Origin of the sequence: Mediterraneibacter sp. ICN-202921 (assembly GCF_037890075.1) — a bacterium.
GTDB classification, from domain to species: domain Bacteria; phylum Bacillota; class Clostridia; order Lachnospirales; family Lachnospiraceae; genus Mediterraneibacter; species Mediterraneibacter massiliensis.
Window position 1 is genome coordinate 1 of sequence record NZ_JBBKBE010000008.1, and the last position, 25,699, is coordinate 25,699.

Sequence of the window (25,699 nt, forward strand, 5' to 3'; positions counted from 1 at the left end):
ACTGGTTTGTCAAACTCCTGAGCTTAACTTGCTTTTTCTAATAAAGTGTGCTATTGTAAATAAAACATTTAAATATTAAAAAGAACCGTCTTAAAGAAGGGCTTTTGGTATTACGCTGACCAGCGTTATATGAAGAGTTCTTCTTTTTTATTTTATACTAACTTAGTGCTTATTCTATCTGTCAAAAAATGATTTTGGATATTTAAAAAACTGCTTTATGGTATTAAACGTACCGATCAAGGGTGCATTTAATATAAAATTTCAAATTATAAGGAGGAAATGGACAATGGAAAATATTTATGTTCAAAAGCGAGATTTCACCGTAAAAGCGAAAAAAATGAGACAGATTGGATTGGTTCCGGGAAGTGTATTTGGCAAATCTCTGCCAGAGTCTATCTCCATTCAGATAGACGAGAGAACTGCCCGTAGATTAATTCGTAATAAGCGGGAAGGCAGTAAATTAAAACTTGACCTCGATGGTCAGATAATCCCCGTACAAATCAAAGAAAAAACTATAAATACACTAAATAATGAAATCCTTCATATAAGTTTTCAGGCTCTGAAGGTAGATGAAAAGGTCAATAGTGTAATCCATATCATTCTGAAAAATACAGAGAAAATTACAGAAATGCTGGAAAGTATGTTGCTGGAAATCCCCTATTCTTCTTTCCCTGAAGATATGATCGATACAATCACTGTTGATGTTGACGGAATGAGCGTAGGTACTGTTATAACTGTTGACGATATTCCGGAACTGATGAATGAAAAAATCGACTTACAAGTTGATAAAAAGGACATCATCCTTAGGATCAGTGATAAAAAGTACACAGTCAAAAAAGATGCAGAACAAAAAGTCACAAACGCATAAACGGCTTGTAATGATCACAGCAAAATGAACAGTTAAAGAGCTTGGACCGTCTCGCCATCATTGGTACAGATAGTACAAGCTCTTTTCATATATGATAAAAAACATATATTCCTGGCTTTTACGCAGAGATTGATTTCTGTAGTAAACACAACAAAATATCTATTTATACAGGAGGAAAGCTAAGTTTGAATACACGTGAAATTGCAAAAACTGTCAGCCTGCTGCAGGAGATTTCCTTGCTTTCTGTAATTATACGGCTTGCTTTATCTGTTTTAATAGGCGGAATCATTGGAACAGAACGTGGACTCAGAAACCGTCCCGCCGGCTTTATGACATATGTATTAGTATGTTCGGGTTCTACTTTGATTATGCTTACAAATCAATACATTTCCAGTATTATCCCGGGAACCGACCCTACTCGTCTTGGTGCGCAAGTAGTCAGTGGGATTGGTTTCTTAGGAGCCGGTACAATCATCGTTACAAGAAAAGATGAAATACGCGGACTAACAACTGCCGCAGGGCTTTGGGTTGCCGCTGGACTCGGATTAGCAGTAGGCGTTGGATTTTATGTTGGCTCTATTGTTGGGTGCTTGTTTATTGTTTTTGTGCTTGTAAGCCTAAAGAGAATTGATATTTACATTAAGCAGCACGCAAAAAGTATGGAAATCTATTTAGAATATGATTCATCTTTTTCTATACGTACTTTATCTGAATTTGTGGAAAAACAGGGCTTTGAATTATTTGATATACAAAGAGGTAATGTAAAGAGTTTAAAAAAAGAACTGGGAACACTTATCTTTTCCCTAGGTCTCCTTAAAAGAACAAATCATCAAGACGTATTAAAAAGCCTTTACACTATAAAAGGCGTTGAATATGTCAGGGAACTATCTTAATATAAATTGATATGCCTCAATTACAATTGGTTCTTACTATCGTTAAAAAACGATACCAACAATGCCTCCCTATTAATCTATTGGATTTGATCCAAAAAGAAAATCTTGGACTATTAAAACCAGCGGAACAATATGGACTTTCTTTTAGTTTCCACTTTTCTACATATACCATATGGTAGATATGCCAGGCAATTACACAAGGAATAACTGATGAGACAAGTATGTCTGTCAAAAGAATAGAACAAATGAAAAGCCCCTTCCCTTGAATTCTGAAAGCAGACGCTGTAACTTGCGTATAGTTTGTGGTGTTTTCTCGGTACAGGTTTTCTATAATCAATGGTTAATAGTTCCTGTTACGCTGCATCACAGCATCTGCTTTCAAAACTCAAGAGAAGGGGCGTTTTAATCTTAGAAAAATTATGGGACTAAGATACCGTCAGTATAAGATGTTGTCTCTTCATAAGGATACTCATCTTTCATACCAGCAAAGTGTTCTGCATGTACTCTATAATAGTATCCACGTTCTACTATAATCGATTTTGAAGTCGCCACAAAGTAATTATCTGTGTCTTCTACATACCACGCATCAATCTGCTCCCAATTTCCTGTTTCTTCGTTATATTGATCCACATAAATATCTACTGCGATATAATCAACATAACTATCTGCTGTTGTCGCCGCATATACATATATACGATTTCTCCCTGCTTTAGTAATGGAACACTCTCCGTCCATCAGATACTCACCTCTAAGTAGATCTGAAGGACTTTTTCCTATAGAAGTTTCTTGCGTGGTCAGATACGAACCATCTACTTGTATTACTTCATTATCCATAGCTTGTACATCTAAGATAGATACTGTAAATACAAAGCATAACACAATAACACTACTTACAATAGATAAAATTCTTTTTTTCACTTTTCCACCTCATTTGTATTACTTATTTGTCCTAATTTGTTCTTCTTAATAAGTAAACAACTGAAGTTCTAAAAACTTACGCGATATTTTATAAAAATCTTAAATTTTTTATGATTTTTTCAAATTCTTCTTTTTCCATGACTCCTTTCAACTGATAATGAATTCCGCGATATTGAAAATTAGCTATATATCTAAATTCATTATCCTTTTTATATTCCTCAACTTGGATTTTCTTATCTCCATTTTCTATACTATATTCATTTATCAATTCATCTAATTTTTTTTGACTTAAAGATGAATCCTCATCATTTAAATAAATCGAATATTTTATGATTTTATCATTATATTTATAGAATAATTGTGCTCTGCCTTGCTCTATATCTAAATTATAATTTTCTAATACCATTCCCTGCGGTTTATAAAATAATCTTACTATTGATATTCCAAGCTCTTTATCAATATCCTTAAATGCATCTATTTCTTCTACATCTTCTGTTTTTTGTACCTCCATATCTTCCACATTTATAACTGCCGCTTTTTCATCACCTACAGCTCTTTCCCACAGTACTTTCCAATACGATTTACTTCCTATACTTGTAAGTCCACTTCCCAAAACAAGTATCAGCACAGCTGCAAACGCTATAAATAGATACTTTTTCTTTTTTCTTCGATAAATGGTAACAGTATCTGAGATATCTTTATTATCTTTTGTAAAATATTTTTTGTTATTTTTCTCTGCAAGCAGTTTATCTGGCTCAGGCATAAGTTCTCCTGCAAATTCCGTATCATCTGCATGAATAACTGTTCTATTCTCTTTCTCTGCCCTTTTCTTCTCATACTCTTCTATTTTTTTTAAAAATGCTGCATCAAATTCATCCGAAACTTGTATACCTTTTAAAGCCGGATCCTCTGATACTTCCTTTTCTATTTTCTTCGCCTCTTTCTCTATTTCTTTCTGCAGTGATAATTTTTTATATTTATTCATTCATCTGCCTCTTTTTATATTTATTTCTCCTTGACTTTTTATTAAATAAGGTTAATATGAAAATATATCTAATGGAGCAGTGCTTTCCTTTTCTATTATATAATGAGCAATAAATTTGTATCCATTATTATCTAACTATATACTCTGCGAGAATATGCAGTAATAAAAATTCTCTGTTCTACAGTTACCTGATCCATATCAAATCTCGCAGATAACCTGAATTGGTTTTATCAGATATATGCCCTATTGTCTATATGATTATTTTAAATTTGGAGGTTTTCATTATGAAACGTATTATTCTTACCGGTGGAGGGACAGCCGGTCATGTTACTCCGAATATCGCCCTGATTCCCAAACTTAAAGAGTTGGGTTATGATATTCAATACATAGGTTCTTATACAGGAATTGAAAAAGAGTTGATAGAACCTTTTGGAATCCCTTATCACGGCATTTCCTCCGGAAAACTCCGGCGTTATTTCAGTGTACAAAATTTTACTGACCCATTTCGTGTACTAAAAGGTTTTGGTGAAGCCAAGTCTCTTATAAAAAAATTAAAGCCTAATATTATCTTTTCTAAAGGTGGTTTTGTCTCTGTTCCGGTTGTACTTGCAGGGAAAAAAAATAAAATCCCTGTAATTATACATGAATCAGATATGACCCCAGGACTTGCCAATAAAATTTCAATTCCCTCTGCTGCCAAAGTATGCTGTAATTTCCCAGAAACATTAGAAGCACTTCCGAAAGAAAAAGCTATTCTGACTGGCTCTCCCATTCGACAGGAACTGCTATCCGGAAATAAAATCGCAGCTATGGATCTATGTGGTTTTTCTTCTGATAAACCAGTAATCCTTGTAATCGGAGGAAGTCTTGGCTCTGTAATTGTCAATACAGCGGTACGCCAGTCTCTTCCAGAACTTCTGAAAAAATTTCAGGTTATCCACCTATGCGGAAAAGGAAAACTGGATGATTCCCTTTCTCATACAAAAGGATACTGCCAATTTGAATATATAAAAAATGAACTGCGTGACATATTCGCACTTGCTGATATCGTTATTTCCAGAGCCGGTGCCAACGCTATTTGTGAATTACTTGCACTAAGAAAACCAAATCTCTTGATTCCTTTATCTGCAAATGCCAGCCGTGGAGATCAGATACTAAATGCGCACTCTTTTGAACGTCAAGGATTCAGTATGGTGCTTGAAGAAGAAAATCTTTCTGCAAAAACCCTATTAGATTCTGTTCAAGAGCTTTACAACAATCAAAATGCATTTATAGATGCTATGCAAAATTCTGATCAGCAGGATTCCATTCACACGATCATTGATCTTATCGAAGAAGTCAGTCTAAAATCATAATATAATAATTCACGAATACTGAATGTAAAATGTTCGATTTTTGGGCATATCTTACATTCAGTATTTGTCAAAACCGATTTAGTTCCTTATATTCTACTTCAAAATTTTTCTTGATCCATTCTCTGGCTCTATGTAAAATACTATGCAGAACTTCAACACTTATCCCCATCTTTTCTGCAATCTCAGCTTGTGGAATTTTCATATAACATGCCAGCATAATGGCTTCATACCACCGTTGATTCTTTTCCATTAATGCCAGAAATATAAATTCATGAAGTTCTTTACGATCTGATTCAAGCACCTCTTTCATATATTCATCTTCTGTACTCTCTCTTACTTGTTCTAATATACTGACTGTATCATCTTCATTTTCATAAACTTCTCTTACTATTTTCCTCTTGTAATTCAAAGCATCGTTCTTAGCCGTTGTATATAACCACGAAGAAATGTTCTTCTTTTCCATATTATGATAATGTATGTATAACTGAAGGAATGTGTTCTGTGCAATATCTTCCGCCGCATTGTAATCTCCTGAATACTTATACGCTACCTTAAGAATGAGATTCTTATACTTATTGTAAATCTCATCAAATTCATGATTGCCTGTCAACATTCTTTCTCCGAATTTACTTTATTTTTTCTAAAATTTCTTTTTTGTCCGCTTCTGATAATTCACCCATTTTCCACCCAATACCGACATTATCTCCTTTATATCTTGGAATTAGATGCATATGAAAATGAAATACCGTCTGTCCTGCTGCTTCCTCATTATTTTGAACAATATTATATCCGTCACATCCTAAAATATCTGTCATCTTCCGGATCATTGTTTTTGCTAAAATAAACACCTTAGAAGCTAATTCATTATCTAAATCATATAAATTTCTATAGTGATCTTTGGGTATAATAAGTGCATGCCCTTTCGATGCCGGACTTAAATCAAGAATCACTCTGAAATCTTCATCTTCATAAATAGTAGCTGATGGTATTTCTCCGGAAGCAAGTTTACAAAAAATGCAATTATTATCTTTCATAATAAGACCTCTTTCCCAATTTATTTATATAGTAGTATAGACTATTTTCTGTAAAAAGAGAAGATTTTTCATTTATATTTTCTTTCCTGCGTTTGTCGAAACATGTCATGTTGATTTTATTGAACACCATATTTCATCGTGATAGACTAAAATATATCAAAATTGAAAGAGAGGTTTATACATGCTTCATAACATAGATATTAATAAAATGAATCAGTTGATGGAAAACAATAAAGATGCAAAACAGATCATCAGCCAGCTTTTAGAAAATTATCAAACCACAGTATCCTCTATTGCACATGAAATCCGTAATCCTCTTACTCTGGTATCTTCTTCATTACAGGTTATGGAAATTCAGCATCCCGAAGTTAAGCAGTACTCTCACTGGAAGCAGACTATGGAAGATATTACGTTTATGTGTAATTTGCTCAGTGAACTTTCTTCTTTTAATAATGGACATCAGCTTCACCATTCAGTTTTTTCAATAGAAAAATTATTAAAAAATATTGCTGTTTCTTTTGCTATTTCTCTAGATTCTGAAGATTCTCCTATAGAATTTTCTTCTTCCATCTCATCACCTCTCGGTGATTTTACCGGTGATAAGGTAAAATTAGAAGAAGTTTTTTTAAATGTTTTGAAAAATGCAAAAGAAGCTGTAGATAAAAAAGGTAGTATCACACTATCCGCAGAACGAAAAAAAGACACTCTACTTATTCAATGTAAAGATAATGGATGTGGTATTTCGGATGACAATATAGACAATATATTTTCACCTTTTATGACTTCAAAAGAAGATGGCACAGGATTAGGACTTCCCCTTTCCAAAAGGATAATCGAAGCCCACAATGGGACGATTTCTGTAGAATCTATTCCGGGAAAAGAAACAACTTTTACAATTAAACTTCCTATTTAGCACATTTCTTTCTTTTATAATATAAGCAGACCGCCGTTAAAAAACCAAATACTAATCCTCCAAAATGTGCAAAATTATCAACACCTGAACTTGTTGCGCCAAAATATAAACTCAATATGACCATAAAGAGCATCCCTCGTCCGGTCAGTCTCCCTACTCTTCCTCTATTTATAATAACTATATAGAGCAAAGCCCCCATAAGACCAAAGATTGCACCGGACGCTCCTGCGGAAACCACATTTGTTTCCTGTAAAATATTAAAATATAAGGATACAAGATTTCCTCCAATTCCGCTTATAAAATAAATGATAAGGAATCTTATTCTTCCAACTTCCATTTCTAGATTCCATCCAATTGCCCCTAATATTACCATATTGTTTAAAAGATGATTGATTCCAAAATGCAGAAATAAACTTGTAAAAATCCTATAATATTCATGTCCTTCTATAATATATGGTTCATACATAGCTCCATGATCTAACATAAATGCTGCATCCTCTGTTCTTCCGAATAATGTAAGTAACAGAAATACCGCAATATTTACGATGATAAGACCCGTAGTACAGACTGCTTTTTGATTTTTGTTCAAAGCGGTTCCTCTTTTCTGCTTTATTTTATAAAGCTTCTAACATACTATCTATAATATACCTTACCATGCGCAGCACACCTGCCTGCAAGGCATGTATTGTGGATGCCCGGATAGGTATACTCTTTCTATTATAATTGAGGATCCTGTTCTTGTCCATCTGTCTCCAGGATCAGATCATCCCAATTTCCCCAGCGTTTTTTTCTAATTTTGTCTGCTGCTTTTCGCCATGGTTTCTTCCATCCTCCTATTTCACGAATTGTTTCTATATCTTTATTCAGCTTATATATATCTTCTTCTATAAATACATTATCTTCTGTAAACCTTCCCCTTCCTTCTTTTAATTCTTCTATTTCATTCATTCTATCCTTTTCCTGTTCTTCGTAATTCTTTATTATTTGTTCCAAATTATAATTTTCCTGCAAAGTCGCTTTATGTAATTCATAGGCAAGAAAAATACTTTCCGTCTCCTCATAATCTAAATTTTTTACAAAATACTCTGTCATCTCATGAAAAGACTCGCTCAATATCTTTTGCTTTACCGGAAGATAACAAAACGAATATTTTTCCTCCATTACATATACATATTCCGGACTCACTAATAAACAATCCGGGTTCAGAAGATATTTTTTCAAAGTATCAGTCACTGTTATCAAAGAAAATACAAATTTTAGAATATCCTCTTTTTTTATATTTTTTCTTTCATAGATCTGATTTATTGTCTGCATTCCGCTGATCGTAAACGTATATCTGCTCCCTTTATCAAATTCCATACCCTTCATCTTCAATATTCCCGGTATTTTATTTTTTCTTATCATCTGAAGCTGATAATTCTCTTGAAATTCTTCTTCTATATCAATATGGAGATATGATCTGTCCCATTCTTTTTCTAAAGTCGTTTTCAATTCCGCAACCTCTTTTCTGTTTTCATTATCCTTGCCTTTTGTTCAATCTTAAGTTTCATTTTATTTTTTTTAGCTTCTGCTTTCACGGTTATTTCGCTATTTGTCTTACCTATAGATATCGTATATTCTGAAAATAGTATTAGCTTTTTTTCCGTTCTCTCTCTAAAAAATTGTTCTAGATTTGTTTTTTCCGTTTCATCCTGTTTTCTTTCCAATTGTGCTCCCAAAACAGCTGTTTCACATGCCGCACCATTTAATATAATTTTATCGTGGAAATAAAAAACTGTATGAAGGATCAATATAAAAAGGAAGAAAAAGGCTGGCATGATATATGCCATCTGTATACTCGTAATTCCTGTTACACTGTTCTTTCTCCCCTTTTTTCTAAAACTTTCCAAATAATACTCCTCCTAAATATCCTATTGCCAGAAAGGGAATAAACGGAAAACTTTCTTTTTTCCCCTTCCTAAATATACTAAGAAGGATAATGGAATACACAGCAGATACAAAAAACGCTATAAAAAGCAGATACAGTATATTCCAAAATCCCAGAAAAATTCCAAGTATAAAAATTAAAATACTGTCCCCGTATCCAAACTTTTCTTTTGTCGCTTTACTTGTTATAATAAATACTGCTCCTATTATGCCTCCTAAGACGACTAAAATATAATCTGTATTTCCGGTCATATACTGAAAAATAACGGATAACATCATTCCTATGATCAAAGTCCATACAGGAATTTTTCTGCTTTTTATATCTATAAATGATAAAATTAATAAATATATAAAACATATACCTTGACTTATTTCGTACATCTGGAACACCCTCCTTTACCTCCTGCTTCTGATTTTTTAATTGCACGGATCGATCTTTTTAAACCGCTGCATTGAATAGAATTATGATACTTATTTCCACTTTCTGTTATATATACCCCCGTGTATGTATCTCCATGTACACATTTTTCACACTTATAATATTTACCTCCATCTTTATTTCTCAGTTCAGATACTCCCGTATAGGGTACAAATTTTATGGAAAGCTGCAGATAGGAACACTGATAATCTTCATGATAAACCGATCCTGTATCTGTAATATATACGATCGTATCATCTTCCTGATCAAACTGCCCTTTTTCATATCCTGTCCATCCTTTTACTCGTAGTTTCTCTGTAAATTTACCAGAAGGATTTCCAAAAGAAGGAAATGGAAGCCTGACTTTATATTTTAATTGAATATGTATTTCTTTATTATGCGATGATATATAAGATCCTGTGCAAGAAATCCCGCTGCTTCCCCCTTCGATCAAACTTCTGTCTATTCGTTCTGCACCAATTAAATTTATCAGATCTGCCTGAAAACTTGCCGGATGAAAATTATTATATACTGCTACTTCCTCTGCTGCACTTTTTCCTGCATTCAACGCCGCAAAATGAATACTTGCTTTGATTGCCTGGATTTCCATTAAATAAACAAGACATAAAAATGCAAATAAAAAAAATGGAATTGCAAAGGCTGCTTCGATCGTCACATTTGCCTTTGGTCCTGACACAGATACCCTTTCTGATTGCGGATTGGATATCATTCTATTTCTATTCGATTGTTTGTACATCACAGCTTCTCCTTTCTTAAGATTAATGTTTTCATTGGGGGATGATAAAAGGAAAGGGTATCTGTGTCAGGACCAAAGGCATTTTTCTGCTTTTTATTCATAACCAAAATATACCGGAAAATCATATGTAAAATTTCCGCCAACCCTGGCTTGGTTTCTTAATTTTATTTTAGTAATACAAAAATCTAAGCGAAAAAAAGCAAGATCACATTCATAAATTAAATTTTGTTCTATTCGGTCAAGACATCTTATGGCGCTTTCTCCACTGTCCTGTAAAAAAAGAAGTACTCTCAGATAATCTTCATAAGAAAAACCCTCTTTAGAATCTGCACCTTCCAAAGAATCCGAATCTGTCCCCAAAGTCATCAGACCTGATAAAGACAGCTGCCAATTTTCTGCCGTTTTTACAAGAGCAACTCTTCCACCGGATAATATTGTTCTTAAATCTATAATGCTTTCCCCCGCTGCCCAGGCAATCAAAATTAATTGTTTTACAGCTTCTTCTGCCCAAGGAATCGATAACAATGTTGAGATTGTCAATGCCAGGGCTGCCGCTTCCGCCTGTTTCCCGGTATCTGTAAGTAAATATAAATAATTAATACCCAACCGTATAAGAAAAATTTTCTGTACAATGCTCTCCAGATTTTTCTCATCGCTTTCCTTTCCGGACAAAATATATTCTATTTCATAAGATAGAGAACGGTCTTTTTCTTCCTCCGACATTGCATTTTGAAATTTTTCCAATATATACTCAGAAAAAAGCAGTTTTTCTTCTATCCCGTTCATATTTTGCCTTGCCGGAAATTTTCCCTTTCCTGTCATTAATCCTCTGTAAGACGACATAATACTTAAATCCACATTTTTTCCTGACAGCGAAAATTCTTCAGGAAGTACCATAACCAAAATGCCAGATTTATTTATTTCTTCTATACAGACAAAGGGATTTTCATCCCCTAGATCAGGAATCGCTTCTCCTTCCGGAAACAATTCCTGATAATCATTTAATAGATTTTCTTCTTTTTTGCCCGCTTTTTCTCCTTCTATCTCCTGTTCTTCCCATGTTTCTGCTATATCTATAATTTCTTTTACCGCTGCTATTCCATTCTTTTGTTCCATATATGTAATTACCTGCTCTCTAAAAGCCTGTCCTTTGTTATCTGTCAGAAATTGAATCCCTTCTACTTCATGGTGTATATTTTCCGTCCCATAATAATGTAAGCGATTTATCATAGCCTGCTCTGAAAAATCTCCAGTTTCATAACTCCCTTCTAATCCAAAAATCTGATATTCTTCAAAAAGCTCTTTCTGATATTCTCCAAAAACAGAATACAATGCCGCATCCGTATCTAATCTACTCTGACTCTTTTGCTGCTGTATAACTGCCGCTTCCATTGTTCCCATGACAAATGAAATAAGAAATACAAATATCAGACTTAAAAAGGCAGTTATTTCTCCCTTAAACATATCAGATTCCTGCACTTTCACTCGTCACCTTATCAAATATTGTATTAATCAGACTGATAAGCTGTGATTTAAAAATTAATAAAAGTGCTATAATAATGACTATAAATTTAGCCCCCTTGCTGATACCCCTTAGTACAAGCCTTTTCTTCCTCATACGCACTCTATGTAAACTGTTTCTTCTGTGCATTTATCGTACTTTTTCAGCTTATTTATATATACAAAAGCAGTAGACTCAAATTGTAGCCCACTGCCTTGATTATTTTCTTCTTTAATTTTCTTATATTATAGATTTCTAATTACTAATTACCCATTTGGCTTAACTCTCTCAGTTTCTGCCTAAGTCTCTCATTTTCTTCCAACAGCTTCTGTTTTTCACTCTTTAATTTTGTAATTTGAATTTTTAAATTTATTATCTCATCTTCCGCTTCGATTGCTCTTATCACTTCCATGCTGTTACATGGCATTTGCTGTTTGCTTCTAGCATTTTCTAACGCTCTCCGCACTTCTTGATTTCTATAAAAGAAAGATTTTGCAAAACCAGTACGTTTCCTAAGTGTTTCCACAGTTATCCTCTCTTGATTTTCAAGCATCTTTTGAATTTGAGTAATTGCTATGTCTGCTTTTTTCTTGCTCTTTTCTTGATTTATAGCTACTATTTTATCATATTTCATTAGATTTCATCCTTTCTCTCATAGCCGTTATAGTTTCTTTAATAATCCGATTTCTTTTCTTCCCAGTTGCTTTTTCAGATTTTCTACTTCCTTATTTAGGCACTCATTTTGCTCACATAATTCCTGATTTTTCAGCTGTAATTCTTCATTCTGCGCCTTTACCTTTCGAATTTCACTTTTTAAAATCATAAGCGTATTATTCATAGCTTTATCGATAATCACTTGTCTCGGATTATAGCAAGCACCTTGGTTTTTTATTGCGTTATCTAGTTCTTCTCTAATCAGTGGGTTCTTATAAAAAAATCCTCTTGATAAACCTGTTTTACGAACCAATCCTGCGACAGTCACACGCTCCATATTACTTAACATCTCTTCGATAGCCTTCCTTGCAATTTCCATCTTTCTTTGGCTCTCAGCCTGCGTAATTTCTACCATCTTATCATATTTCATAATCATCCCATCCTTCTATGATATCTAATAGGATCATATCCATTTTTTCTCTTGCAGCTCTCGTTTCATCCGCCATCAGTTTATTTCCTATTTTCCGGTAATGGTGTACCGAATATATAGAGGTATGCCCCAGTAACTTGGCTATCATCCAATCGTCCACATGCATTTCTGTCAATTTCTTTCCATAGCAATGTCGGAAAATATGAGTTCCAAACTTCAGTAACTCTCCATTATCATCCCGGATATCTTCCTGGCGAATCATTGTCATAATCTGATTTTGAATCATGCTATACTGATAAGGTCTTGTTGGATCATCTTTCTTTACAAAAATGTAGGTTGTTTCTCCGTACCGCTCCTTTGTATAATCAATTGCTTTCATAATCAGTTGTGCCACTTCTTTACTGATAGCTTTTTCATAGGTGACTGACTTCACCTGATCAATCCTTATAAAATACCGATTGTTCCGCATACTTAAGCAGTCTGTCTTTAAGGTCAGCGTATCTGAAATCCTCGTTCCCAATAATTGGTGGATAATTAATGCTCTGCATATCTGCTCATCCATTTTAAAAATGTGTTCATTTAATCTTTTGATTTCTGCATCGGAGTAAAATTTGAATACATGCCTTGGTGTACTTGGAAAGTCATTACTCAGAAATAACTCACCCATGTGCTGTCGTTCGTATAAATTCCCAACATCTTCTATTACCCTTCGTAGTGCATATAGGTCAGATCTATAATTTTTCCGGTCATGTGCTTCCGTTTGAAGATATATCAAATATTCTTCTATATGCATCCGTTCCAGCTCCTGCAGCGATTGAATGTCCAAATATTTTCTTTTAAGAAATTTTGCGAACCTTTTTACCGCAGTCATTTCACTGTGAATCGTTCCTAAAGGAGAATATTTCAAATGCATAAAAATTACTTTTTTTACTTCTTCTCGGATATCTGGCTGTACAATTTTAGTAAAGTTAATTGTTTCTGTATTCAAAATTGGATTTCCTTGAATAGGAAAATCGAAATTTTTAAGAGTCCAGATGTCTTTTTCTTGTTCGTCCCTGTCATCCTCTTCTTCCAGAAACTTCAAGATTTTTTTCATATGTCTCACAATGCCAGGACTTTCAATCCCTACCTTGTCATATGCTGGACGGTATTTTTTGCTTGATAAAGCATATCCTCGTTCCAACATCCAACCTTTTAGCATAAGGATGATTTTTTCTTCTTCTCTGGAATCTAGGCTTTGTATTTTCCGATCAATCAGAAATTTCCGAATATTATTATAATAGGTCACTTCACTTGCCATGCTGGACGGAGCGAGCATTTTCCCTCTTTCCCATATAAATTCTTCCAACTTTTCGGCAAGTTCTTCGGATGGCAACCCTTCCAAATTAAAATATCGTACCGGACTGATACGCATTCTCTGCAACTGATCTTCGGATGCTGCCTTGTAGCAATCCATCTCATATATGTAAATTCTTTTTTTCACTTTCTGTCACCACGCTTCTTAACTTCAATGGTAGAAGCCAAATCATTTTCTGGTTTCTTAAAGTATGTATCACTTGCTTTTTCAATTCTCTTTGGCATGAAGTCCACATACTGTTTTGTCATCTCTTCTGAAAAATGTCCTAAATAATCTCGGATTGTCTGTATAGAAACATCCTCATCATAAAATTGAGTTGCCAACGTATGTCTATAATCATGGGATTTGAAAATATAATCTCCATCCGCAATCCCATTCTTATCACAGTGCTGCTGAAATTCCTGTCGGAATGTTCCTATACGGTATGCTCCACCATTCTTTCCTTTAAAGATGTAGTCTTTCGGACAAATATGTTCCTGTTCAATATACTTACGCATGATTCTATACATCACAAGCGGTATCGGTATCATTTTATCTGCCTTCATCTTGATCTGATAAACTTTTAGCCATGCATCTTCTCCATCCCAGTAATAAGCATCTCCTTTTAACGTACACACTTCACTGATTCTCAGTCCGGTACACCATAAATGTAAAAATATCAACCTTGAGACCAGTGGAAATGCATACAGTTTATGCAGAATTTCCATATAAACTTGTTCTTCTACCGTTCTGTCATGATGTTCTGGATACGTTTTTTTCAGATAATACTCCGGTTTAAAAGGTATCTCCTTCATATATCCTCGGACAGTTAAAAACTGATAAAATTTCAAATAATGCACAATTCTTTTATTGAATGTATCATCTTTGGTATCCTTATCTTCCAGTTCCTGAAAATAAGTTTCCAATTGATTTTTATCTACCTGACATATGGATTCTTCTTCCTTAAAATATTCCAGAAGTCTTTTCACCTCATATAGTTGTCCTCGGATATTTGCTATCGTCAGTCCACCAATTCCAACATGATATTTTGCATATTCCTGTAACAGGTCCCTGTTCTTTTTGTTGGTAACTTCTATAAAACTCAATCGCTGTACCGGATTACTTGGGTTAAGCCGATCTTCTGACAGGTGAAATCGTTCCATATACCACACATTAGCGTGCCAATGAATTTCTGGTGCTGTTAAAAATAAGATTTTCCGACTATTATCAATAATCTGCATAGAATTTTTCACATTGACCACTTTCTGTTCCACGATTTTCTCAAATCGCTGGATCTGTTCTAATTCCAATCCTTCCAGATCATCAATCTCTTCCTCCACACAAAAATCATATAACCAGTGTAATGGCAGTAAATAGCGAACCCTTCTCTCTTTGGGATCGTCTCGATACAAATTATCTAGGATATGATTCAGTAGTAAGAAAACCTGCTTTTTTAATTTTTCAGATGCTCTTCTTGAAAAATCCCACACCAGTTCCTGTTTATCTCGGACATATTCAAAATCCTTAACCAACTCCAAATCTGGTAAGTATGACAGGAATACAACCTGTGCTTGATATTTTCTCCGGTATTCGATTTTTCCTGGCAGACTTTCTATTTCTTTTTGGATACTATACTGCTTGATATGATCAAAGACCTTTAAGTATCTCATCACACTCGCTTCATCCCACATTTTTTGCAATTCTGCTTCATAATGACTTCGTACCGTATAATCAATCTCTTTGATATGATGTATTCCTTGCCGGATTAGGAACCGTTTGATGTTTCCCTTCAATGCTTCATCTGACACTTGACATTCTCGGATTTCTGATAGCAGTTCTCCATATTCTGTTTCTATCCAATACTTCTGTATCTTCCGTAATGCGGATGACTGCTCTTTCACCTGCTTTTTCGTATAATTCCCACTATCCAACAAACTTTGTTTGTATTCCCGCAAATCTTGTTCTTCTGCTAAAATCACATCATAAATTTCTCTTTGGATAAGGAATTTCTCTGCTTCTTCCCATAATTCTCTCTGCAATATTCCGCCTGACATAAGCTGCCTATGAAGATGCTGTATCTCTTCCTGGCATTCTGCTTGCAGCAATCGAATTACAGACACTTAATCGCCTCCTCTTTTTTATAACAAATTCTGAACTCCATACATTGCCTGATGCTTATTGTAAAATGCATCGCTGACTTCTATTAGTTCATCCTCTGTTATATTTAAATATTTCATGGTCGTCTCGATATTCCGATGTCCGAGTGCCTGGCTGATCATTTCTAATTTCCAGCCATCTTTTCGTCTTGCATTTGCGAAATAGTGTCGAAGCATATGAGGTGATGCTTTAATTCCAGTCTTTCTTTCCAGCCTGCGCAGCATTGCATATACTCCGCTTCCTTTAAAGGGTTGTCCGACATAGTCGCCTGAGACATTGATAAACAGGTATTCCTGCCCTAAGATCAGTTCTTTGTAATCTTCTATATAGAACATTAAAATATCAAAGGTTGCATCACTGATTTTTGCTCTGCGGAACTCCGCATTTTTTGCTCTTGCCCTATTTTCATTATCTTCTCGGAAGTTGACATAAATGATATGTTTCTCATAATCTATATCTTCTGCATATCGGACGCCTAAGAGTTCCCCTATTCGAAATCCCGTTTCTGCTAATAATAAAAGCAGAACCTGATCGCGGCTGTTTGCACATTCCTGCAACAAGCCTACAATCTTGTCCTGCTCAATGGTTTTTCCTTGATGTCCTTTTTCTTTTAAATACCCTCGAAAGCTCTTTCGGTTTAGCACTCTTTTAAGACCTATCGAATTTCTTACAATCATCTGTGCATCCGACAGCACCTTTAGACTTTCTGACTGCTTGTTTTCCTGATCCATAAAAGTATAGAACCGGAATACCTCTTTTAAGTATGCATTGCACGTTTCATTGTTCGGAAGTTTTGAGTAATCTTCCCTACTATGCTCACCTGCTTGTAACCAGATCAGAAAATCTGTAAAATGTTCATGCTGTTCCATGTAATTCATCTGATAGATATCATCCAAATGCAATTCCAGTTCATCCATAAAGTTTAAATAATAGGATAGTATGAAGGCACTCCTTCGTATGGTATTCGGTGATAACTTTGACCGTTTCTTATGCATTAAATACTTGGAAGGTAAATATACAATATCATGACTCTCTTTTTCCCGGATAAAATAGAATTCTTCCTTTTTATCAATCTGCATATCCATTATATATTTTGCCATCTCTGCACCTCCTTCCAACTCTTTAACGCTATACACATTATACCCACTTCATGCTCGAATAGCTATTCAGCAATACCAACAATCCCTCCAAAACCGTCCAGAAAACTGTACTAAACTTTTCCCTTATACATATCCGGAAAATAAGCACAACCAACAAGGCTGGAAAGAAACTTTTCCTGTTACAGATAATACTCCACACCTTTCCGGCTGCGGATAAAATCCTGTACTTCTCCCAACTCTTCTGCTATCGGGCAAGACGGAAGCGCACACATTACCTCTTCATGATACTTACCACCTTTCACCGCCCGGATATCTAAGATAGACACCACACAGGTATCGGTTTCTGTCCGGATGGCACGTCCAAATCCCTGCCGCAGTTTCTTCTGCATATCCGGCACAATGATAGATTGAATATAGGCTTCCAAGGAGTCATACGTTTCTTTCTCTGCTTCACTGATAGGATCTGGTACTGCAAAAGGCAATTTCACAATAATCAGCGAAGATACCATATCTCCCGGAAAGTCCACCCCTTCCCAGCAGGAGCCTGCTGCAAACAGCACTCCATTCTCCATCGTCTTAAACCGCAGGATTTCCTCCTGGGAGTGCCTCCATACTTCCACCATGGGAAAGGGCAGACTGTCTCTTAAAATCTGGTACACACTTCCCATTAGTGTATAAGAAGTAAACAGTACCAGCGTATGTCCGTAAGTAGAACAGATCAGGGAATGGATATGGTTTGCTACCATCACTGCCTCTTCCCGGCTTCCTCTCCTGCAATGCTCCAGCGTTTTGGGCAGGTATAGCAGACAATTCTTTTCGTAGGAAAAGGGGGATTCTGCCACATACTCCTGTACTCCTGTCCTTTCTTCCAGCCCGGTGATCTGCCGGGTGCGCAAAAATCCTGTTCCGGCTTTCAGCGTTCCGCTGGTTAAGATGGCAGACACGCCTTCTTCTCTGTCCCATAACATCTTCCGAAGTAATTCCGGGATTTCCCGGCTGGCTGCGCACAAAATAGGAAGCTGTTCTTTATCCAGATACAGATAGCGGACATATTTCTCATCGCTGCTGCAAAAACACTCCAGCACATCCTTGGCTTCTTCCAGCCGGTTCCTGATCCACTTTGGAACACTTCGTTCCAACTTTTCCAAAAGGAATTCCAACATTTCTACTCCCTCCCACAGGGAAACCACACTATCGGTTGTATGACGGAATGTTTCCCGGAGTCCTTTTCCAATCCGCTGTTCTTCTCCCACAACACGCAGCGCCTCCCCCAGCACTGTCCGCAGGATTCTTGCCTCTTCTTTCTGATGCTCCCGTTCCAGATAATATGCCATTTCCTTTATATCATCCATACACAGGTTTTTCCCGAACATCTGCTTGGCCGCTTCCGGTAACTTATGGGCTTCGTCTACAATCAAGGTCCGATAATCAGACAATAAAGGCTTGTACCCTTCCGCTCTGTGATACGCATCTGCCAGTAAATAATTGTGATTACAGATTTGAAGGAACACATCCTGTTTCCTGGATTCTTCTAAATATCTCTGATAGCGGCACATCTGCCTGCCCGGACATTCCCTTGGACAGAATTTCGGCACACAGACCAGCCTTCTGTCAAATCCACTCAAGTCCTTTACCGTATCCATATCATACTGTTTTCGCAAGGATAATAACGCTTCTTTTTGTGCCGCATTCTTCTGCTTGTGGCGGATTGCTTCCATTCGTTCTTCCAGCCTGCTGTCGCAGACAAAGTGTTCCTTCCCTTTTCGTACCACTGCCCGAAGAGGGGACTGAATGATCCCTTGTTCCAGCAACACCCTGGATAAAAATGGAATGTACTCCGTCAAGATGGCTTTCTGCAATGCGATGCTGGAAGTAGACGCCACCACCGGACGCTGCTCCAACGGATTCCTTCTCCCTATCAACATGGAATATTTCCGCAATAATACGCAGGCTACCAGATAGGCATAGGTCTTTCCAATCCCCACCCCTGCGTCACACAAGGCAATCTCACCTTCCAGCAGAGTATCCAGCATTTCATGGCATAAACGGATCTGCTCTTCCCGGACTGCCAATCCCTGTTCAGGAAAGAACACCCGGAAGATTTTCTCTATTTCCTGATGCGCTCTTTTTTGATATTCAACTTTATAAAACATAGTACTTCTTTCCGCATGGCGTTAATACCACAAGGATACGGCTGTGGAATCTCCCACAGCCGCATATATCTGATATCAACGACACACTCTTTTTTGATTTCTTATCATTTCTTTTTTCTTTGGCACCGTATTTGTCCTCGACTCCCCGGCTGCCGCACCATATCTATGGCTGGGAACATTACAGGCGGATGCTTCGCTTCGCACCGCTCGCAGATTTCCTGAAAGTCTTGCTGATTACAACTTGGAGTCCATCATCTTCCTTTTGGGAAGAAATTCGTATCATTATCCCCCTCCGATGATCCTGGCGAAAGACCTGCAAAAGTCCATTCACAGCTGTAAGGATTCGCTCAAAATGAGAACAAACACCGACAGTTCTTCTATGAAAATATTTGTCATAGTCTCTGACCAAACAGTTCCGTAAAAGTCCTGTAGTGTTTCTTCCCATCCGTCCTGGCGCTTACGCTGTCACGCTTCTATCTTTGGGAACGTACCTGTAATGCTGGTATGCGGTTGTCAAGGAACGAAGGGCTATTACCCCTTTCATATATAGAGCCGATGAGAGCCTCCATTTTTCTTCACTTCTTCAAAACTTTTTTAATTTTTTTCTTTAACCGCTCCACTCGTGTATAAATCGTCTTTTCCGGCATCCCCATCTGACCTGCAATCTCACGCACAGAGAACCCCCACATCTTCAGCAGTAAAATCTGCAATGTTTTCTTATCTGTTTCCATCAAAATGTGTAAGAGCTGTTCGTTCTCAATACTGTCAAGCAGCTGTTGGATATTCAGTACAACTGAAGGTTCTTTTTCCGTCTTTTGCGTATACAGTTCTTCCTGGTTGGAAGAAAAATGTTCCCAAAATCTCCGCTCTGCATTAAAATCCTGCCAGTCCAATTCCCGGATTTTTTGGATCACCTCTTCACTGACACCGGATTTTCGCAAAATCCGCTCTTCCTGTTCCTTCCACTGTTTCCATTTATACTCTTCTTTTGCTTTATGAAATGTCACCTTTCTTTTCCTCCGATCTGAATTTTTTTGAAATCAAATCGGAGTGGCGGTGACCTTGCCTTCCCACAAGAAAAAGGCTGTGTTAGCCGGAATTTTCTCCACAAAAAGAAAGATGCCGCAATCCTGTTTTGAATTGCGACACCACCAAACGCTCGATATGAAGTTAGGTTTTTCCCTTTTGTAGCTCTTTCCGGCACATACACTGCTCCTTTATGTCATGGAACGAATCCCATTCTTTACATAAAGAAGTAGTATACAAAATCAATCTGTCAGCGGACTGTCAGTTGTCTGTCAAGTAACTGTCAGTTTTTCTATCATTTCTTTTCTATTGCAGTTACAAGCAGATTCCGCCATATAAAAAACAGGTTCCATTTTTCAGAAACCTGCCCTTTATGATTCGTTATATACTTTTAAACAATATCCAACCTCTTTCACGCTAATGATTATATGCTCTGCATTTACATCAATTTGTTTCAATTTCCGTTTCAATCGATGTACCATACAGTAAATAATATTTGTAATATCTCCATGTGGGTACTCCTGCCACACCAGCTGATAAATCTGCCCATATGTATACACTCTTCCCGGTGTAGACGCTAACAAATACAAAAAATCAAACTCTCTTTTTACAACCGGGACTCTGTTATGATCCCATTCTACCGTTCTTTGAAATGGAAAAATCTCCAATTGTCCAATCAGAATATGCAGATCCTCGTTTCTTTTAGATTTCCATTCTGTATAACGCCGAATCAATACATACGCCTGTAGGCTGATTTCTTCTGCTGTATATGGCTGAATCAATACGACATCCGCACCAGACTGAATGATTTTATTTCGTGTCTCAGGATGTTCCGGTAATAAAACTATCATAGGTGTTATCACAAGCTTTCTGATCGTTTCTACAAGCTGACATATCATTTCTGGTTCTTGTTTTACTGCAATCAGAATCAAATGATACGAGAATACAGTCAAATGGGAAAGGGCATCCTGAATATTTTTTGCCTGATAAAGCTCTGCCTGTTGTTCCAACAAGGTCATGTTTCCCCATGGCAATCCACTCTCATCTTCAATCACTATAATTTTGTTTTCCTTCACACCTATTCTCACATGTAATATTCTCTGATTCATTCCTCCACAACATAGTATATCATGCCTTTGGTCGTTTAGCCCATGCATGAATTGCAAAAGGCAAACTGATTATTCCTAAAGCGACAGGAATTGTAATCAACAAATATGGTGACCATATCGTTTTACCAAATAAATGATACGCATTTGTTCGGAAAATATCTGTCGGACTACCTACAAATGGAATAAGCTCAAGGACTTTTTGTCCCCATAACGGCAAAAATTGTGCAATCGACATCGGTACAAAAACAATCGACAAACTAAGTAAAAGTGAAACATAGTTCGAGCGTGTAAGGGCTGAACACAATAAAATAATGCCTGTATACCCAAGTGTCGCTAACAGCAAATAAGCATATTCATATATTTCTGCCTGTAATACAGTCCAAGGCGCAGTGGCAATTAACTTAATGCACTGTATCGGCATATCTGCACCACCTGTACCCAAAAAAATAATTTGCAAAAAAACAGAACTGAATACAATAATTGCATATAATTCTAATGCAAATAAGAGTGAAACAAGTACCTTGACACCAGCTAATTTCTTCCAACCGTTTTTGGTGGTTGAAATAAGTGCTTTTGTATTATTATGCCATTCTCCTGAAAACGTAGGTGCAATCGCAATTGCAAGAAAAATAGCAAAAACAACACCGCAACCGCTTATAAAATCAGATGTAATAAAAGCCCATCCCTCGCTCCAACGATATTGTAAAGGTTGCTCTACCTTTTCGTCCATATTTAAAAAATATGCTTTTTCCTTATCCGTCTGCCAGTTTATATCAAGAAAATTTTCTAAAACTTTTTCCCGTCGTTCTTCAAAATTTGTTAATTGTGCTGGGTCAACATACTTGAGCATAATATATGGTTCATCTGACTTTTCAAGTTCCGGCCAAAGAGTTTTAACCCATGACTCTAAGCTATGCCAATCTGTCATTTCATAATCAGAAATTTTGTCTGTTTTTGCTCGTGTCTGATAGTCCTTTACCATTGCTTGCAAAGTTTCATCTGTTAAATCACCTTCCCACTGTTTGGCATATTCCTGTTTTTGACGAATATTAGAATATCCGTCAAAATTATTCCCAAATGAACTGGTAAAATCATCTTGTGAACCAAATGTAAACCATTGATAAGAAAGTAATCCTCCAAAAATCACAATATAAAGAAAGCAAAGCAGTACACCTATTTGAACACTTTTCCTCCTCCATAGTTTTTTATGTTCATATTTGAATAATTCCATTTATTTATTACCTCCATCTTCTGTTGGAAAAAAGGACAGATACAAGTCCTCCAAGGTTGCCATACATGGTATAGCTTCCAAAGATGGACGTTCATCAGATACAATCCTTAATGTTACAAAACCTCTATCTGAATGATGAAGATTGGCAACTGTATATTGAAGCTCCCATTTTTTCAAGTCATGTTCTGGCACAGTTAATTCCCATACTTTTCCCTTTGCATACGACACAATTTCTTCAATAGAGCCTTTAAGTATAAATGTGCCTTTTTTCATCAAAAACACTTCATCTGCAATAGCTTCTATATCTGATACAATATGCGTTGAAAGCAGTACAATTTTATCACTTGCAAAATCCGATAAAATGTTCCTCAAACGAACTCGTTCTTTTGGATCAAGACCTGCTGTTGGTTCATCTAAAACTAAAATTTTCGGATTATTCAATAGGGCTTGAGCAATCCCAAGTCGCTGCTTCATTCCACCAGAAAAAGTTTTAATTTTTTTTGTTGCCACATTTTCTAAGCCAACAGTTTCAAGCAATACACGTGATCGTTTCTTTGCATTACGACTTGGAATACCCTTTAACGCTGAAATATAAAGCAAAAATTCCTGTGCAGTATAATTTGGATAATAACCAAATTCTTGTGGTAGGTATCCGAGGAGATTACGATATGCATTTCCCATTTCAAAAATACTGTGTCCATTATAAAGAACAGCTCCGCTTGTTGGTTCCAAAATGCCACATAACATACGCATTAAAGTAGTTTTTCCGGCACCATTCGCTCCCAAAAGTCCATAAACTCCCGGTGTCATTGTAGCACTAATACAATCTACCGCAATTTTAGATTTATAATGCTTTGTTAATCTGTCAAGCGATAATTCCATACATTTTACCTTCTTTCCACGTTTTTATCAGTAAAGATAATTCTTTTATAAAAAATCCCATAAATAATACAAATGTTGTAAACCAAATTCCTATTGCAGAAATGTCATAAATAGCAGGAAACCAATGTGCAAGCGTACCTGCAAAAGCACTTACTCCTAAGCAAGATACAACACTACACTGTATTGCGTACCGTTCTCTTTTTCTCATATTCCAAAGTGTCAATATTAAACATCCTAAAAATGGAACGATGACATACATAATGAGCTGAATTAGTGTTACTGGATATTCTACAACGACAATAGCAAGCCAACATATTATCGTTAAACAGACAATTTGAGCAGCTCCGGCTAATATAAGTTTTGCTAAAATAATCTGAGCGCCAGAGGCTCTTGTTACTGCTTCAATTTCTTCCATTCCAAAAGTGCTACTTTGATAAAAAGATGGTAAACATGCTAAAATGAACAACGGTATAAACATTGAAATAACATTCGGCGTATCAGGAATTGAAAAAACGCCTGCACAAATGAATAATGATACAATTCCCTGAGCTAACCATAATCGCCAGCCTATATAGGGCATAACGTCTGACAAGAATTTCCAAAATTTTGTTCGCTCTTCAGGTATAAGATTTAACTGCCTTTGCTGATTTAATATTGTAGTGCATATCTGTTGAGTTTCTTTTATGCGTTTTGGTTCAGGGCCATTTTGTAATATAGACTGCAATTCGTGTTTTTTCATATTATCATTTCTCCTTTCTCAATATCGTCAACGCAGCTCTAACACGACTTTGCACAGTTCGAGCAGGTATATCAAGAATTTGCGAGATTTCACGAAAGCTAAGTTGTTCTCCACAATGAAGTATGATGACTTCCCGTTGTGCGGGATTTAATAAATTGAGCAAAAAATTGATTTGATCACGATCTTCAACCTTCTTCAAATTGTTATCTTCTATGGATATATTATCTTCAATTTCAAACGTGGTTTGTTTACGATTTTCATCAATACATAAATGATGAGCAATCGTGTATAAATAAGCTCTAAATGATCCTCGCTGTTCATAGGAATTTATATCACGGAACACTCTTAAAAATGTTTCCTGTGTTAAATCTTCCGCTCGGTCTGTATTATAACAATGCCAAGTGCAATAACGAAGAATGGAGGGATAATGCTTTTCTATCAATTCGTTTGCATATTCTGTGTCTCCTCGTTGAATTTGTAAAATCACTTTTTCGTCATTCAATGGCATCAATCCTCCTTTCAAAAATATATAACGCATGAAGAACTCAAAAGGATTAAATAATTTATAAGAATTTTTTGAAAAATATCAAAAACATGATAGCCCCTCACAAGTCACACCCCATATTCTATTGCCCCTATCTATTCCCTTTGACATCTTTTGTTATAATTAAAAATATATTTTACAACAAAAACCTGGAAATATTATATATTGAAAAATTTATAATTTTCTTTTCCAAATCTTAAAACTTTAGTAGAATGAAAAAAGGAGAGGTCTCTGAAACCCATCTCCTTGTATTGTTAAATGCATATTTATTCATTTATATACTCTCATTATCTGTATACAATTCCATTTTATTTACGAATCAGGCTCTCTTCCCATCAATCAAATCATAACTCAGATCCAAAAAATCTAAGATTTTCATTTCACTCACCGTTCCATCCAACAACATCGTAATCCAATACTTTTTATTCATATGATACCCTGGAAGAAAACCATAAGTCTGTGTCAGAAGTCCAACCATATCCGGTTCGCATTTCACATTGATGACATCTACCATGCCCTCTTCTCCCAATCCCAGCCGGGATTTTTCTACCTGCATCAATACTGCATACCATTTCCCATTCTTGTGCCGCAGTACTGCACTCTCTGGTGACGTTTTCCAGAGATACTCTGGAATTGTTCCGTATTGCTTTTTTACATATTCAAATATCTCTTCCCGTTTCAAATCTTCCACTCCCCAATGACTCTATGTTCTCAATCTGACGATTGTACTTTTCAACTTTGTAACAGGCAGGACATTTGCCCTGCCTTCC

The 25,699-nt window shown here is 36.2% G+C and carries 28 protein-coding genes; 4 read left to right on the plus strand and 24 right to left on the minus strand.

The genetic code is table 11. The features are described from left to right. Window positions 1-286: 286 nt before the first annotated feature. Both WKT01_RS08115 and WKT01_RS08120 read left to right on the plus strand, forming a co-directional pair. A complete protein-coding gene (locus tag WKT01_RS08115) occupies window positions 287-868 on the plus strand; it encodes a 50S ribosomal protein L25/general stress protein Ctc (protein ID WP_340311953.1) in 582 nt (193 codons plus the stop codon). 185 nt (window positions 869-1,053) lie between these two features. Next, window positions 1,054-1,761, plus strand: coding sequence for an MgtC/SapB family protein (locus tag WKT01_RS08120; RefSeq protein ID WP_117974678.1), 708 nt, complete (start codon window positions 1,054-1,056; stop codon window positions 1,759-1,761). A gap of 417 nt (window positions 1,762-2,178) precedes the next feature. Here the strand turns inward: WKT01_RS08120 and WKT01_RS08125 are convergent, their stop codons facing one another. Together WKT01_RS08125 and WKT01_RS08130 are read right to left on the minus strand one after the other, a co-directional pair. Beyond that, a complete protein-coding gene (locus WKT01_RS08125) occupies window positions 2,179-2,595 on the minus strand; it encodes a DUF6147 family protein (RefSeq protein WP_340311954.1) in 417 nt (138 codons plus the stop codon). Window positions 2,596-2,767: 172 nt separating this feature from the next. Continuing rightward, a complete protein-coding gene (locus tag WKT01_RS08130; RefSeq protein WP_340311955.1) occupies window positions 2,768-3,664 on the minus strand; it encodes a DUF4367 domain-containing protein in 897 nt (298 codons plus the stop codon). Window positions 3,665-3,948: 284 nt separating this feature from the next. On the opposite strand from WKT01_RS08130, the gene WKT01_RS08135 reads away from it, so the two are divergent. Next, the gene (locus WKT01_RS08135; RefSeq protein WP_117974683.1) at window positions 3,949-5,019 is read left to right on the plus strand and encodes an undecaprenyldiphospho-muramoylpentapeptide beta-N-acetylglucosaminyltransferase; all 1,071 of its coding nucleotides are present in this window, start codon (window positions 3,949-3,951) and stop codon (window positions 5,017-5,019) included. 67 nt (window positions 5,020-5,086) lie between these two features. On the opposite strand, the gene WKT01_RS08140 is transcribed toward WKT01_RS08135, so the two are convergent. Both WKT01_RS08140 and WKT01_RS08145 read right to left on the minus strand, forming a co-directional pair. Then, on the minus strand, window positions 5,087-5,632 hold the full coding sequence (locus tag WKT01_RS08140) for an RNA polymerase sigma factor (protein ID WP_340311958.1): 546 nt from the start codon (window positions 5,630-5,632) through the stop codon (window positions 5,087-5,089). 13 nt (window positions 5,633-5,645) lie between these two features. After that, window positions 5,646-6,053, minus strand: a complete 408-nt coding sequence (locus tag WKT01_RS08145) for an HIT family protein (RefSeq protein WP_117974685.1) — start codon at window positions 6,051-6,053, stop codon at window positions 5,646-5,648. Between the two features lie 181 nt (window positions 6,054-6,234). Between WKT01_RS08145 and WKT01_RS08150 the strand changes: the two genes are divergently transcribed. Beyond that, window positions 6,235-6,966, plus strand: a complete 732-nt coding sequence (locus tag WKT01_RS08150) for a sensor histidine kinase (protein ID WP_059067142.1) — start codon at window positions 6,235-6,237, stop codon at window positions 6,964-6,966. Here WKT01_RS08150 and WKT01_RS08155 read toward each other — a convergent pair. From WKT01_RS08155 to WKT01_RS08250, 20 genes are all read right to left on the minus strand, one after another. Then, the gene (locus tag WKT01_RS08155) at window positions 6,959-7,555 is read right to left on the minus strand and encodes a rhomboid family intramembrane serine protease (RefSeq protein ID WP_117974687.1); all 597 of its coding nucleotides are present in this window, start codon (window positions 7,553-7,555) and stop codon (window positions 6,959-6,961) included. The genes WKT01_RS08150 and WKT01_RS08155 overlap by 8 nt on opposite strands. A gap of 128 nt (window positions 7,556-7,683) precedes the next feature. Then, window positions 7,684-8,457, minus strand: a complete 774-nt coding sequence (locus tag WKT01_RS08160) for a DUF6382 domain-containing protein (protein ID WP_117974689.1) — start codon at window positions 8,455-8,457, stop codon at window positions 7,684-7,686. Continuing rightward, window positions 8,454-8,855, minus strand: a complete 402-nt coding sequence (locus tag WKT01_RS08165; protein ID WP_117974691.1) for a TadE family protein — start codon at window positions 8,853-8,855, stop codon at window positions 8,454-8,456. The genes WKT01_RS08160 and WKT01_RS08165 overlap by 4 nt, the downstream gene beginning before the upstream one ends. Beyond that, window positions 8,842-9,273, minus strand: a complete 432-nt coding sequence (locus WKT01_RS08170) for a prepilin peptidase (RefSeq protein ID WP_117974693.1) — start codon at window positions 9,271-9,273, stop codon at window positions 8,842-8,844. The genes WKT01_RS08165 and WKT01_RS08170 overlap by 14 nt, the downstream gene beginning before the upstream one ends. Continuing rightward, the gene (locus WKT01_RS08175; RefSeq protein ID WP_117974695.1) at window positions 9,261-10,067 is read right to left on the minus strand and encodes a pilus assembly protein; all 807 of its coding nucleotides are present in this window, start codon (window positions 10,065-10,067) and stop codon (window positions 9,261-9,263) included. The genes WKT01_RS08170 and WKT01_RS08175 overlap by 13 nt, the downstream gene beginning before the upstream one ends. A gap of 93 nt (window positions 10,068-10,160) precedes the next feature. After that, window positions 10,161-11,531, minus strand: a complete 1,371-nt coding sequence (locus tag WKT01_RS08180) for a DUF5702 domain-containing protein (protein WP_117974697.1) — start codon at window positions 11,529-11,531, stop codon at window positions 10,161-10,163. A gap of 1 nt (window position 11,532) precedes the next feature. Then, a complete protein-coding gene (locus WKT01_RS13760) occupies window positions 11,533-11,718 on the minus strand; it encodes a Flp1 family type IVb pilin (RefSeq protein ID WP_445299689.1) in 186 nt (61 codons plus the stop codon). 112 nt (window positions 11,719-11,830) lie between these two features. After that, window positions 11,831-12,202, minus strand: coding sequence for a DUF6262 family protein (locus tag WKT01_RS08190; protein ID WP_340311962.1), 372 nt, complete (start codon window positions 12,200-12,202; stop codon window positions 11,831-11,833). A gap of 27 nt (window positions 12,203-12,229) precedes the next feature. Next, on the minus strand, window positions 12,230-12,652 hold the full coding sequence (locus WKT01_RS08195) for a DUF6262 family protein (protein WP_340311964.1): 423 nt from the start codon (window positions 12,650-12,652) through the stop codon (window positions 12,230-12,232). Further along, window positions 12,642-14,135 (minus strand): tyrosine-type recombinase/integrase, encoded by a 1,494-nt coding sequence (locus WKT01_RS08200; protein WP_340311965.1) that lies wholly within the window; start codon window positions 14,133-14,135, stop codon window positions 12,642-12,644. The genes WKT01_RS08195 and WKT01_RS08200 overlap by 11 nt, the downstream gene beginning before the upstream one ends. Further along, entirely contained in the window at window positions 14,132-16,108 is a 1,977-nt protein-coding gene (locus tag WKT01_RS08205) for a tyrosine-type recombinase/integrase (protein WP_340311967.1), read from the minus strand. The genes WKT01_RS08200 and WKT01_RS08205 overlap by 4 nt, the downstream gene beginning before the upstream one ends. A gap of 18 nt (window positions 16,109-16,126) precedes the next feature. Beyond that, complete coding sequence (locus WKT01_RS08210; RefSeq protein ID WP_340311969.1) at window positions 16,127-17,245, minus strand: tyrosine-type recombinase/integrase; 1,119 nt, start codon at window positions 17,243-17,245, stop codon at window positions 16,127-16,129. A 179-nt stretch (window positions 17,246-17,424) separates the two neighbouring features. Further along, on the minus strand, window positions 17,425-19,398 hold the full coding sequence (locus WKT01_RS08215) for an ATP-dependent DNA helicase (RefSeq protein ID WP_340311970.1): 1,974 nt from the start codon (window positions 19,396-19,398) through the stop codon (window positions 17,425-17,427). 575 nt (window positions 19,399-19,973) lie between these two features. Beyond that, complete coding sequence (locus tag WKT01_RS08220) at window positions 19,974-20,405, minus strand: sigma factor-like helix-turn-helix DNA-binding protein (protein ID WP_340311972.1); 432 nt, start codon at window positions 20,403-20,405, stop codon at window positions 19,974-19,976. 390 nt (window positions 20,406-20,795) lie between these two features. Further along, window positions 20,796-21,533: a response regulator transcription factor gene (locus tag WKT01_RS08225; RefSeq protein WP_340311974.1), complete on the minus strand. Its 738-nt coding sequence runs from the start codon at window positions 21,531-21,533 to the stop codon at window positions 20,796-20,798. A gap of 19 nt (window positions 21,534-21,552) precedes the next feature. Further along, the gene (locus WKT01_RS08230) at window positions 21,553-22,764 is read right to left on the minus strand and encodes an ABC transporter permease (protein WP_340311976.1); all 1,212 of its coding nucleotides are present in this window, start codon (window positions 22,762-22,764) and stop codon (window positions 21,553-21,555) included. Then, window positions 22,765-23,646, minus strand: a complete 882-nt coding sequence (locus tag WKT01_RS08235; protein ID WP_340311978.1) for an ABC transporter ATP-binding protein — start codon at window positions 23,644-23,646, stop codon at window positions 22,765-22,767. Further along, window positions 23,630-24,385 carry a hypothetical protein gene (locus WKT01_RS08240; RefSeq protein WP_340311981.1) on the minus strand — a complete coding sequence of 252 codons (756 nt, stop codon included), beginning with the start codon at window positions 24,383-24,385 and terminating at the stop codon, window positions 23,630-23,632. The genes WKT01_RS08235 and WKT01_RS08240 overlap by 17 nt, the downstream gene beginning before the upstream one ends. 4 nt (window positions 24,386-24,389) lie before the next feature. Next, the gene (locus WKT01_RS08245; RefSeq protein ID WP_340311982.1) at window positions 24,390-24,893 is read right to left on the minus strand and encodes an RNA polymerase sigma factor; all 504 of its coding nucleotides are present in this window, start codon (window positions 24,891-24,893) and stop codon (window positions 24,390-24,392) included. Between the two features lie 355 nt (window positions 24,894-25,248). Continuing rightward, a complete protein-coding gene (locus tag WKT01_RS08250; RefSeq protein WP_340311984.1) occupies window positions 25,249-25,611 on the minus strand; it encodes an MmcQ/YjbR family DNA-binding protein in 363 nt (120 codons plus the stop codon). Window positions 25,612-25,699: the final 88 nt, after the last annotated feature.